We start from the raw sequence: 13,063 nt of genomic DNA, 5'->3' as shown, positions 1-13,063 counted from the left end.
GTAGTTTTGCTTAGTAGTAGTAAGGTGCCGATGGAACTAAATCCCTAACAATTTCCAATGCATTGATTGCATTATCAATTTCTTCTACTGTGTTGGCGGCCGTAATGGTAAATCTCAACATTGAGCGTTTGATTGGCGCATTTGGATAAACCGCTGGCGTGATTAGGATCCCCTTTTCCCATAGGATTTTTGCAGCCTCAGTCACTGCGGCAATGGTGCCGATTTCAACGCTTACCAGTGGATAGAAATCAGAACTCTCCGCAACCAAACCGACTTCCCGCACTCCGGTTACAAAGCGTTTTGTGAGTTCAAAAATATGTTTTCTAAGTTCATCGCCTTCACTACTTTGCGAGATTTCCAGCCCTGTTTGCGCACTCGACAAGCTCGCTGTAGGACATGGACCTGAATTGATAAAGGTTGCTGCAGTGGCAAACATCTCAAGCTCAGCGTCGTTGCGACACGTCACAAATGCACCCAAAGATGAAAACGCTTTTGATAGCCCTGCAACATAGATTACTTTGTCTCTATTTACATCGATGTTGTACTTACGTAATAAGCCGCCACCGCCTGTGCCGTATGGGTTTTCTTCACTTGGGTTGCTGCCCCATAAACCAAACCCGTGCGCATCATCAACATAAATTGTGGCATTCGGATAGTCTCTGATCATCTCCACCATTTCAGGCAGTTTTGCATCCACACCCGTCATGGAGTAAACACCATCAATGCAGATATAAACGGCATCCAAGTCTCGGGCATTTTCTAATTCTCTTTGTAAGTCTTCCAAATCGTTATGTTTGAAAAATTTCTTCAAAGCGCCTTTGGCATACGCAAGGTCAACGCCTTCTTGGATAGATTTATGCGCACGCTCATCCATTAAAAACAAGGTATCGGGCGTTGCTACTAACGGTAAAATCCCCATATGGATCAAGGTGACGGTCGGATATACCAACACGCGTGGCACACCAACGACCTCACTTAATGTATTTTCTAGCTTGGTATACAACTCGGGAGATGCAATGGCTCTTGACCAGCTTGGGTGTGTGCCCCATTTGCGTAAGTCTGCTTCTATCTTGGTAAAAATCCTTTCATCCAAGTCCAGACCTAAATAGTTAGCAGAGGCAAAGTCATACACCTCTTTGCCTTTGATTTTTAGCGTTCTTCCATGCTGTTCGTCTACCTCGTTGTAAAACTGAGGCACTTCTTCTATCAAATGACGTTGTAGATCCGTGATACCCACACCTGGCACGCCGCCTTTAGCGTCCGTATCTTGGGTTTCATTCACAAGCTCCAATAAATCTCTGAATGTTCTAACGTTGGTAGATTTATCTGGATCGATTGATAATCCGAAGGTCTTTTCTACATGCAGTAAAAACTCAACTTGATCAATTGAGTCTAGCGCTAGGTCACCACTGAGCTGTAAGTCTAGATGTAAGTTTTGCGGAATACGCTTCTTCTTGTACTTATTGCAAAAACCAACATAAGATTCAAGTAGTTGCTCACCGTCAATGGTGCCTGACTTTGCCTTTGTAGAATTGTTAAGTTCAAGTCCAACAACTCTCTCTAAGTCTACCACTTCTTCTGATAAGTATTCTTCTTTCATGACGTTCCCTCTAAATTAGCCTGCTAGCACGACGAGGCTTTTAAATACTTTATTATTAGATTTACTCTATAAAGTCCGTGATTTATATTTCGTGACAACCAAAAAGGGTTAGAGAATTGCCAAATGACCAAAGCCACTACATCAGACATGATTTCCGTACCTTAACCAGCAACATATACCGCATTCAGTTTTCCACACTGAGTTATGCCGATAATCATCACAACCAGTTAAGAGCGTACCGCCAAAATCAACACCGCTCAAAAAACAAACTCATTTGTAACATACTTGTGCAAAAGATCAATAAATTATTTATATTATTAACTTGATTAACTTATTTTTAATTACAAAAATAATTCAAAATTAATACACTAACTCTCATTTACCAATATCAAAAACACCAATGATAATGCTTATCAATTTTAAACATTGTAATTAAAAATTTGTTATCACATATAAAGCCACAGCAGGAACAAAATAATTACCTCCTTTAAAAACAATTATTTAAAAACAGGAAATACTAGAGACGCATGCTATTTATAATAAAAAAGGATTGAAAACTATAATCATAGATATCATTATTTTTCATGTATATCAGTAAAATAAAATATTCAACACACAGCAAAACAAAAGAAGAACCTATCAAAATTAGCTCACGAATAATTTACAAATAAGCAACAGTATAATTGTTGAAGACGCACTTTTTGACTTTTAGAAGTGATAGAAGATATTGATTTCGATAAAGTCATCATTTTTGAGGCTAGAAAGTGGACTATCCGGCTTATCTGTATCAAACAGCCAAGCTTCAACTTGCCACTTCCAATGCTCATCGATACGACTTGATGTCTCAAGTTTGATGGCATATTCATCACTATTGTCCAAATCTTGACTAATGCCGAATAGCATTTCGGTGCCATTGAAGTCGTTCAGCGCCAAACGCCACCCTAGAAATAAATCATTTTGATATAAAGCCAACGCAGTATCATCGTATGAGTACTCTGCTATCCAGCCTAAGTTCCATTGCGTATTAGCAACGCCAGTTTGAGTCCATTCAACGCCACCAATGTAGGCAAAATGATGTGTTAGGCTGTCTCGATATCGCATTTCTAGCTTTATCAATAACTCGTCAAATATCGCCTGTAAATCTAGGCTGGTTTGTGTCATTTGCGCGTAATAAGGCGTTAATTCTGATTGCTGTTCGATAAAATAAGGTTCGCGGTTAGTCCCTTTGAAAAAGCTAACGCCCACTTCCCACTCATCGATAAAGTGACTATATCTGGCTGCAAAATCGACATGTTTTTGCTTTTTGCTCGACTCATATAGTGGGTCATCTGAAATCGCTAAATCAAAGCCAAGCCGGCCATCTACACCAGCAAAGGTCCGCTCTCTAAAGTAGGGTAATAGCCAAATGCTAAAACTACCATATGCCTGATGAGTGGCGACATTAAGCATAGGTTGACCCAGCTTACTCTCCTGATCGATGGCATCTGCAAAGTCAGTTTGGTTAATCACATCAACTAGATGTAGTGACTCGGTTACTCCCCAAAACTCTTTACCAATCCCTACTTTAAACTCGATATCATCGACGTAATGTACATACATAAACTCCCTGATATCCAGAAGGTTTCGCTCACTATCAACATTATCAATGCGTAGGTACGGAACAAATGAAAGCGTGCTGTTTTCACCCAACCAATGTAGCTGAGGCTCAACTGCAAATGACGTATGCCAGTGCTTATTTGCATTTCCTGTGGCTGTATCAGCGTGACTATCGTAATGGCGTTGTTGGAAAGAACTTTCACCACTGAACTCAACACCTAACGCTGTTTTGCAAACAAGCTGTGCAGCGAAAGGGATTACCCACTTGATACACTTTAAACGCATACTGGCTCCTTGAGGGTTTTCATGTTGATGCGTAAATATTTCTAATTGGCATACAGCAACAACTGATTCTTACTTCCTTGAAGAGGGCTATGGTTGCATGTAATAAAAAAGTTATCAATATGTTTTTAAATGGAAAATGATAATACTATGGTATTGGTAGCACCTTAGTGTGAGAAAATAAAAACGGCGCTGTTGAGCGCCGTTTTTTCATCTTGATTGACGATAAGAGCTATTCTTCGTTTTGCTCCTGCGGCACATCCTCGATATCTGCATTGGATGACTTAGTTTCTATCTCGTACTCATCCACACGCTGCAGACCTCGCGGTAACTTGTTACCACGACGGCCGCGTTCACCATGATAGTGTTCTAAATCACTTGGCTTAAGCGTTAGTTTTCGTTTACCAGCGTGAAGTGTCACCGAGCAGCCCTCTGGCACGCACGCTAGGACCTTTACAAACTCTTCTCGCGCTTGAACTTTGGCACTGGGGATGGAAATAATCTTATTACCCTTACCTTTACCTAACTTTGGCAAATCGCGTAGTGGGAACAGCAGCATTCGGCCTTCATTAGAAATCGCCATACACATATCGGTGGCAACATCATTTACCGTGATTGGCGCCATCAATTGTGCCCCTTTTGGCACACTCACCAGTGCCTTACCGTTTTTGTTCTTACTGACAAGGTCGTTAAATTCAGTGATAAATCCATAGCCACCATCGGTTGCCATGAGGTACAGAGTCTTCTCATCTCCCATTACCACGTGCTCAAAGTTACACCCAGGTGCAAGATTAAAACGCCCAGTCATGGGCTCGCCTTGGCTACGAGCTGACGGCAAGCTGTGCGCTTCAGTGGCAAATGCACGTCCCGAGGTATCTAAAAATACTGCCGGCTGATTACTGCGTCCTTTCGCCGAGGCTTTATAGCTATCACCCGAGCGGTAGCTTAATCCCTCGGCATCAATATCATGACCCTTAGCGACACGCGCCCAGCCTTTATCAGAAAGCACAACTGTGACCGACTCAGATGGGATCAGATCTTTTTCGCTCAGAGCTTTGGCTTCTGAGCGTTCAATTACTGGCGAGCGACGCTCGTCACCATACAACTCAGCAGCTTCTTGGATTTCTTTTTTCATCAATGTCGACATACGACGCTCTGAGCCTAAAGTGAGCTGTAACTTATCGCGTTCACTGCTTAATTCATCCTGCTCACCACGGATTTTCTCTTCTTCTAACTTCGCTAAATGGCGTAGTTTCAAATCAAGAATCGCTTCCGCCTGTTTATCCGATAAGTTAAAACGCGCCATAAGCTCTTCTTTTGGCTTGTCTTCATTACGGATAATTTCAATCACTTCATCGATATTTAAAAAGGCAATCATTAAACCTTCTAAAATATGCAAACGGGCCAATACTTTATCTAAACGGTACTGCAAACGACGGCGTACCGTTTCGCGGCGGAACACCAGCCATTCAGATAAGATCTGCTGTAAATCTTTTACCTGTGGGCGACCATCAAGGCCAATCATGTTGAGGTTTACACGATAGCTTTTTTCTAAATCAGTGGTAGCGAATAAATGCGCCATCAAAGGTTCGAGTTTGACACGGTTTGAGCGCGGTACAATCACAATACGAGTTGGATTTTCGTGATCCGACTCATCGCGTAAATCAGCTACCATGGGCAGCTTTTTCGCAGTCATTTGGGCCGCAATTTGCTCTAACACTTTGGCGCCTGAACACTGATGCGGCAAGGCAGTAATGACAATATCCCCCTGCTCTTCGGTATAAACCGCACGCATTTTGATAGAGCCACGTCCGGTTGTGTAGATCTTTCGAATATCCGATTTAGCAGTGATGATTTCTGCATCTGTAGGATAATCCGGTGCTTGCACAATTTCTAATAATTCTTCCAAAGTTGTTTTTGGCTGGTCAAGCAACACGCAACATGCGCTCGCTAACTCTTTTACATTGTGTGGCGGAATATCGGTTGCCATTCCCACCGCAATACCGGTTACGCCATTAAGTAAAATATGTGGTAACCGAGACGGCAGCACCTTTGGCTCATCCATTGTGCCATCAAAGTTTGGCGTCCAATCGACAGTGCCTTGACCAAGTTCTTTAAGTAATACTTCTGAGAACTTAGACAAACGCGCCTCTGTGTAACGCATGGCCGCAAATGACTTAGGATCATCAGCGGCCCCCCAGTTACCTTGTCCATCTACCAATGGGTAACGGTATGAAAAAGGCTGTGCCATTAAAACCATCGCTTCATAACAGGCACTATCACCGTGTGGATGGTATTTACCTAACACGTCACCCACTGTACGGGCTGACTTTTTGTACTTAGCAGCGGCTGATAACCCTAACTCGCTCATGGCATACACGATACGACGCTGTACCGGCTTTAAACCATCACCAATATGCGGTAAAGCTCGGTCCATGATCACATACATGGAGTAGTTTAAATAGGCGTCTTCGGTAAAGCGCCCCATCGTTTGTTGTTCAATCCCCTGTAAAGACAAGGTTTGAGGATCAGTCATGTAACACCCTATTTATTGTTATAGCGAACGCGATATATCGCATTGGCATAATCGTCCGACACCAACAGGCTGCCATCAACAAGTTCGGCAAATGCAACCGGACGACCCAAGGTTTGTTCTTTATCTAAAAAGCCGCTAATAAAGGGCTCATAAGCGGCTACTTCGCCTTCTTTGATGGTTGCCATCATCACGCGATAACCCACTTTCTTGCTACGATTCCAAGAGCCATGCTCGGCGACAAACAATCTATTATGTAGCGCTTTAGCAAACTGTTTACCACGATAAAAATGAATACCCAATGGCGCGACATGAGCCTGCAATGCGAGCTTTGGCATCGTGTACTTTTGCATATCAGCAAGCGTTTTGCCTTTGGCAAACTCAGGGTCCAGCACGCTACCACCGTGTACATATGGAAAACCAAAGTGTTCGCCATCAAAACTGACGCGGTTTATTTCATCGGGTGGAATATCGTCTCCCATCATGTCGCGACCGTTGTCAGAAAACCAAAGCGCCCCACTTTGCGGATTGATATCAAACCCGACTGAATTGCGCACGCCTTGCGCCACTGTCGTGAGTTTTTTGCTCTGTAAGTTCAGCGAAAAAATACGCCCATACTTTTCATCTTCTGCGCACACATTACAAGGCACGCCCACGGGGACCAATAGCTCACCACTTTCGGTAAAACGAATAAACTTCCAGCCATGGTGGCGATCCGTTGGTAAGTTATCAAACACCACCTCAAAACTTGGCTTGCTAAGCTGCTTGTCAATACTTTTGAAACGTATGATGCGATGGACCTCGGCGACATATAAATCGCCTTGGTAAAGCGCCAGTCCTGACGGCATATTAAGGTTTTTTGCCAACACAATCTGGCGATCCGCGACACCATCTTGATTATGGTCAATCAGGGCGTAGACTTTGCCAGCTTTGCGTGAACCTGCATACACCACCCCCGATGAAGAAACGGCCAACTGCCTAGCATTTTCAACATTTTTCGCAAAATAACTGATCTCATAACCTTTGGGCAGAGTTAGCCGCTCCAACAACTCATCATTTGCAGCCGCGGATTTAGTCCACATCAGCAAACTTATGAGTGCACTCATTGCTACTAGGGTGAACCGTATCATCATTTACACCTCTACTTGCGCTTTGTCACCGTGGTTTTCAAGCCATTCTTTTCTATCGCCTGAACGCTTTTTAGCCAGCAGCATGTCCATCATTTCCATGGTTTGCTCCTGCTCTTCAAGCGTTAATTGCACCAAGCGGCGTGTATTTGGATCCATCGTGGTTTCACGAAGTTGTAAGGGGTTCATCTCACCTAGACCTTTAAAACGCTGCACATTTACCTTGCCACGTTTTTTCTCAGCTTCAATGCGATCTAGCACGCCCTTTTTTTCATCTTCATCCAACGCATAGTACACCTCTTTGCCCACATCGATACGAAATAGCGGAGGCATAGCCACATACACATGCCCTTGCTTAACCAAGGCAGGGAAGTGGCGCACAAACAGCGCACATAACAAGGTGGCGATGTGCAACCCATCGGAGTCTGCATCCGCGAGAATACAGATTTTTCCATAGCGCAAGCCAGACAAATCTTCCGAATCTGGGTCTATACCCAAGGCAACAGAGATATCATGAACCTCTTGTGACGCGAGGATCTGACCCGACTCAACTTCCCAAGTATTTAAAATCTTACCTCTGAGCGGCATGATTGCCTGAAATTCACGATCTCGAGCTTGTTTTGCCGAGCCACCAGCTGAGTCCCCTTCCACGAGGAACAGCTCCGAACGCTCAGTTTCGCTGCCCGAACAATCCGTCAATTTACCCGGTAATGCTGGCCCTGAAGTAACCTTTTTACGGACCACCTTTTTCGCCGCTCGCATCCGCTTTTGAGCATTGCTGATACACAGCTCTGCGAGTAGTTCAGCCGTATCGGTGTGCTCGTTCAACCATAAGCTAAAGGCATCTTTAACAATACCCGACACAAACGTGGCACATGAACGAGAAGAAAGCTTTTCTTTGGTTTGGCCCGCAAACTGCGGGTCTTGCATTTTAACTGACAATACATAGCTACATTTATCCCAAATATCGTCAGGTGTGAGTTTTACGCCGCGTGGTAACAGGTTACGAAACTCACAAAATTCTCGCATCGCTTCCAGTAGCCCCTGTCTTAAGCCATTCACGTGGGTTCCACCTTGCGCGGTTGGTATGAGGTTCACATAACTTTCGGTGATCGACTCCCCCCCTTCAGGCAACCAATGTAACGCCCAATCTACGCCCTCAGTAGAACCACTGAAACTACCGGTGAAAGGGCTTTTTGGAAGCACTTCATAACCTTGCGAGCTGTCTTTTAGATAATCTTCAAGACCCGCTTCATAGTGCCATTCCTGCGTTTCTTTGGTTTGCTTATTGATAAAGCGAATTCTCAGACCGGGACAAAGTACCGCCTTGGCTTTAAGTACATGATTGAGCTTAGCTAAAGAAAAGTTCGCTGAATCAAAGTAACTGGCATCGGGCCAAAAATGAACCGATGTACCTGTGTTCCGCTTACCCACAGTGCCTGTCACCGTTAGGTCTTGTACTTTATCACCATGCTCAAACGCCATTTCATACACTTGCGCATCACGCTTAACGGTTATCTCAACACGGCTTGATAAGGCATTCACAACCGAGATCCCTACCCCGTGCAAACCACCTGAAAACTGATAATTTTTATTGGAGAACTTACCACCGGCGTGAAGCTTGGTGAGGATGAGCTCAACACCTGGCAAACCTTCTTCAGGGTGAATGTCCACCGGCATGCCACGGCCATCATCAATAACTTCTAGTGAGTTATCTTCATGTAAAATAACATCTATTTTGGTAGCGTGCCCCGCGAGCGCTTCATCCACACTGTTATCAATCACCTCTTGTCCAAGGTGGTTAGGGCGCGTGGTATCCGTATACATGCCTGGACGACGTTTTACCGGTTCCAGACCATTTAAAACCTCAATCGCTTCGGCGTTATAATTTTGCTCGCTCATAGGTAAATTCTTTTTATTTAATTCGTTCTGTTTTACGTGATTTTAAGAAAATTGACAACAGTGTCAAAGTAACGTTGAAAGCCCATAAAACTATGATCACCAGCAAACTCTACTCTTTGCGGGCATGATTTGTAGTATTGCAATGCATGTTGGTACGGCAGAACTTCATCGCCCATTTGCTGCAAAAGCATCAACAATGATGGGGCTGTGAGTCGCTGTAGATACAATTGCCGCAGAGCATACACATGTTCTTGACCCAGTTGATAATGTATCTGTTGATAGGGATTATACTGTGGGCCCAAATAATCCGCCAATAATTCAAAAGGCCTAACCGCAGGATTAATCACAACCGCTGGAATATTGTACTGTTGTGAAAGATACGTGGCGTAAAACCCGCCAAGGGAGCTACCCAACAATACCGTATTACTATCAAGTAAAGATTCTAGCTGGGTGATCGCAACACGGGGATCATAGTGCAGGCGTGGAGTAATATAGTGGCTTTGCAATGCCTGCTCTTTTAACCACACACCGAACTGCTGGGCCTTGGCTGATAGCTCTGAACTGTTAAAACCATGAATGTAAATCACTCGTTTAACCATACAACCTCGGTATCATAGTTTTGCCCGTCAATGCATACCAGCCGCCATGCGGGCCCCAAGTCTTGCTGCTGCCAGTCACTAACATGTTTGGTAAACTGCACCGATGTAGCAGGTGTTGCATACACATCAAGCCCTCTAAATTGGCTGTGATATTCGTTGTGTACATGGCCATGAAAAACTGCCAATACGTCACCTGTATTTACCAATGTATTGAGTAACTGAGGGCCATTTTCAAGTATGTGTTTGTCCAAGTAGCCATTGATTGGAATGGAGTGATGATGACAAAAAGCAATGGTTTTGTGCTCTGAGCTTTTGATTACTGCTTCAGTATCTTTGAGGTGCTGCGCTTCACACCAACCCGCAGGGGTTTCCCCTTTGGTATCTAACAGTAGAATATCGAGGTTGTTGGTACACAAACGTTTTGCTGCACTTATCTGGCCTCGACTCATCTGCTCAAGCATTTGTATTTCATCATGATTACCTGGCACCCAAAATACTGGGCAAGACAAACCAGAGCGTTTGACCAGCAGACTGAATAACTCATATGAGGCAACACTGTGATCTTGTGTTAGATCCCCACCAAATATCACTCCATCAATCTCATACTGAGTCAACTGCTGTAATACCTGCTTTAAGTACTCTGCGGTATTGATGTCAAAATACTGACCTTGGGGGTCGGCAAAAAGATGGCTGTCAGTAATGTGGGCAAGCTTTATTCGGCTCTTTTTAAAATGGTGAGTGTCATCAAACCAAGCCATTATTTACATCCCAATTCAATGGCGTCTTACCACTTTCTAAGCACGCCATTAACCAGTCAGCCAAAAAGGCATTTATTTGATACTTTTCATCTTTTTGGTGCATATTTGGATTCGGATAACGATACGAAGGTTTGATCCGCTGGTGATAATCTTGATGGATCACTTCCGCCACTTTGGCATCGTGATAAAGACGCACAGACAAATGTAAACTTGGGAAAAATACATTACTGGCAGACGTTTGCTTGATGGTGATATCAGTGGTATATCTGGCACACCCTTGTACCTCAATCACATAATGTACATTGGCAAGCTCTATTGCTCTTTGTGCCCCATGCTCTTCGTGAGGTAACACCTTTAGCGCTCGTAAATAGTTACGTTCGCATAATGTAATGTATTTTGGTAAAGACTGCACATAGGCGCGTTCTACAACTATATCACTCAACGAGATACCCCACTGCTAATTACGCCCATTGGGCCAGAATCTGCTCTTTGTGTATTGCTAACCATTGCAAACTAATCACGGTAGCGGCATTGTCAATCTCGCCACTGTTTAATCGCGCAATAGCATCACTGTATGGTAGCACATGACTCTTGATGTCTTCACCTTCACTATCAAGACCAAAAACTCCACCCGCATTGGATAGGTCAGTTTTAGCGAGATACAAATATAAACGCTCGGTCGTGCCGCCTGGGCTTGAGAGGTACGACGTCATAAAATGCAAATCATTAAGCTCCAGCCCAGCTTCTTCAAACGCTTCTTTACGTGCTACCTGCTCAAAATCCTTACTTCCTTCTGCCATACCAGCGATGCATTCTAATAACCATGGCGACTCCTTGCTCGCTATTGCGCCAATTCTAATTTGTTCAATTAATAATACTGAATCTATATTGGGGTCGTAAGGTAACACCGCCACCGCATGTCCACGTTCCAATATTTCTCTGGTAATCGTCTGAGACATTCCCCCAGCGAATAACGCGTGGCGAAAATGATAGGTTTGGATCTTAAAAAAACCGTTAAATACCGTTTGTACATCTTCTAGTAATACATCTTTGCTATCAAAACACGAAATTGTTGGCATAAGTTAGATCCTAATTTTTTACAGTAGGGGTTTAAATTCAATACAACTAGCCCCATGATGTACCTTTATTACCCTGTAGGCGTCTTTTACTATCTAAAAAGGCACGTATTATATTCTGTTACATTTGTTGATGCTGTTTTACGTTTTAACTTTTTCGTTCTAAAGAAAAACAAGGTAACATGCATTCAATACAAAAAGTTGTCTAAGGACTGAACGAACGATGAAAAAAAGCATTATATCTCTTTTAGTTGGCTTATCCTGTGCGCTAACTTCTAATCTATCGCAAGCCGAAGATTTACTGCAAGTATACGACATAGCAACTGCAAACGATCCAACAGTGTTAAAAGCAAAAGCACAAGCTGATGCACAAAAATTCGCTCAAGACCAAGCATTAGGAGTACTGCTACCTCAACTTGGATTTGAAGCAGGCTACAGTCAAATAGACGCAGATGCATTTCCTGGCACGCAAAACGATGTTACAGGCTACAGCATAGGTAGTGGTTTTCGCGATACATTTAGCCGTACATTATCATTGCGCCAAACCATTTTTAATATGTCATCGTGGAAAAACCTAGGCATCGCAGAAAAGCAAGCATTACAAGCTACAACCTTATACGAGCAAGCACAACAGGAGCTCGTTGTACGTATAGCACAAGGCTACTTTGATGTTCTTAGCTCATTAGATAGCCTAGAATTTGTGCAAGCAGAGAAACGCGCGATTGAACGTCAGCTTGAGCAAACTAAACAACGTTATGAAGTTGGTTTAACTGCAATCACAGACGTTCACGAAGCACAAGCTCAGTATGACCGCGCAGTAGCCAATGAAATCGGCGCTGAGAATGATGTGGAAACCGCTCGTGAAGCACTACGTACAATCACAGGTAAATACCATAGTCAGCTTGACCCGCTTAACACCCAGACCTTCTCAACGGTATCGCCGAGCAAAGCAGTGAACGACTTCATCAGCGTGGCTAAAGATAAAAACTTATCGCTGGCTATCGCTAAAGCCAGTTTAGATATTGCAGGGGATCAAATTGAGCTTGCCAAAGCAGGCCACTACCCAACGTTGAACTTAAACGCAAGCTATGGTGATACGCTAACCGACTCAAATGGCATGGTCCACCAGCCAAGGGAAGATCAAACAACGGTTGGCGTGACCTTCAATGTGCCTATTTACTCTGGTGGCACTACACTTGCGGCAACCGAGCAAGCTCGTGCACTCTATGTAGGTGCAAGTCAAGACTTAGAAGCAAGCATGAGGGAAGTCACCCGCTCAGTTATTACATCGTATAATCAAGTGGTTTCTAATGTTGCAACATATCGCGCATTAGAACAGTCAGTGGTCTCAGCGCAAAGTGCATTACAAGCGACCGAAGCTGGTTTTGAAGTGGGTACTCGTACCATTGTTGACGTGTTAGTCAGTACGCAAAGTTTATATAATGCGAAAAAGAACCTAGCTAACCTGCGTTATCAATATGTACTGTCTTCACTGCGCTTAAAACAAGCCGCTGGTACTCTTTCGCGCAGCGATTTAGAAGCTATCAACAAAGGTTTAATACAAGGCTAAGCCTAACGTTAATCACCTTT

10 protein-coding genes are annotated in these 13,063 nt (G+C 43.7%); 1 reads left to right on the top strand and 9 read right to left on the bottom strand.

Annotation, left to right across the window (positions count from 1 at the left end; genetic code table 11):
• Positions 1 to 10: 10 nt before the first annotated feature.
• The 9 genes from BET10_RS02895 to BET10_RS02855 form a co-directional block, all read right to left on the bottom strand.
• A complete protein-coding gene (locus BET10_RS02895; RefSeq protein WP_070983315.1) occupies positions 11 to 1,600 on the bottom strand; it encodes an aminotransferase class I/II-fold pyridoxal phosphate-dependent enzyme in 1,590 nt (529 codons plus the stop codon).
• A 708-nt stretch (positions 1,601 to 2,308) separates the two neighbouring features.
• Complete coding sequence (locus BET10_RS02890) at positions 2,309 to 3,481, bottom strand: hypothetical protein (RefSeq protein WP_070983314.1); 1,173 nt, start codon at positions 3,479 to 3,481, stop codon at positions 2,309 to 2,311.
• Positions 3,482 to 3,710: 229 nt separating this feature from the next.
• Positions 3,711 to 6,014, bottom strand: coding sequence for a DNA topoisomerase IV subunit A (gene parC, locus BET10_RS02885; RefSeq protein ID WP_070983313.1), 2,304 nt, complete (start codon positions 6,012 to 6,014; stop codon positions 3,711 to 3,713).
• An 8-nt stretch (positions 6,015 to 6,022) separates the two neighbouring features.
• Positions 6,023 to 7,144 carry a PQQ-dependent sugar dehydrogenase gene (locus BET10_RS02880; RefSeq protein WP_070983312.1) on the bottom strand — a complete coding sequence of 374 codons (1,122 nt, stop codon included), beginning with the start codon at positions 7,142 to 7,144 and terminating at the stop codon, positions 6,023 to 6,025.
• Positions 7,145 to 9,040, bottom strand: coding sequence for a DNA topoisomerase IV subunit B (parE, locus tag BET10_RS02875; RefSeq protein ID WP_070983311.1), 1,896 nt, complete (start codon positions 9,038 to 9,040; stop codon positions 7,145 to 7,147). It abuts the gene before it with no gap.
• A 32-nt stretch (positions 9,041 to 9,072) separates the two neighbouring features.
• A complete protein-coding gene (locus BET10_RS02870; RefSeq protein WP_070983431.1) occupies positions 9,073 to 9,639 on the bottom strand; it encodes a YqiA/YcfP family alpha/beta fold hydrolase in 567 nt (188 codons plus the stop codon).
• Complete coding sequence (locus tag BET10_RS02865) at positions 9,624 to 10,397, bottom strand: metallophosphoesterase (RefSeq protein WP_070983310.1); 774 nt, start codon at positions 10,395 to 10,397, stop codon at positions 9,624 to 9,626. The genes BET10_RS02870 and BET10_RS02865 overlap by 16 nt, the downstream gene beginning before the upstream one ends.
• The gene (locus tag BET10_RS02860; RefSeq protein WP_070983309.1) at positions 10,384 to 10,839 is read right to left on the bottom strand and encodes a DUF1249 domain-containing protein; all 456 of its coding nucleotides are present in this window, start codon (positions 10,837 to 10,839) and stop codon (positions 10,384 to 10,386) included. The genes BET10_RS02865 and BET10_RS02860 overlap by 14 nt, the downstream gene beginning before the upstream one ends.
• A 19-nt stretch (positions 10,840 to 10,858) precedes the next feature.
• Positions 10,859 to 11,476: an NUDIX domain-containing protein gene (locus BET10_RS02855; protein ID WP_070983308.1), complete on the bottom strand. Its 618-nt coding sequence runs from the start codon at positions 11,474 to 11,476 to the stop codon at positions 10,859 to 10,861.
• A gap of 220 nt (positions 11,477 to 11,696) precedes the next feature.
• On the opposite strand from BET10_RS02855, the gene tolC reads away from it, so the two are divergent.
• The gene (gene tolC / locus BET10_RS02850; RefSeq protein ID WP_070983307.1) at positions 11,697 to 13,043 is read left to right on the top strand and encodes an outer membrane channel protein TolC; all 1,347 of its coding nucleotides are present in this window, start codon (positions 11,697 to 11,699) and stop codon (positions 13,041 to 13,043) included.
• Positions 13,044 to 13,063 lie beyond the last annotated feature (20 nt).

Origin of the sequence: Pseudoalteromonas amylolytica (assembly GCF_001854605.1) — a bacterium.
Classification (GTDB): domain Bacteria; phylum Pseudomonadota; class Gammaproteobacteria; order Enterobacterales; family Alteromonadaceae; genus Pseudoalteromonas; species Pseudoalteromonas amylolytica.
The sequence above is the reverse complement of the archived record's forward strand: the minus strand, read 5'-3'. Positions and strand labels throughout refer to the sequence as shown.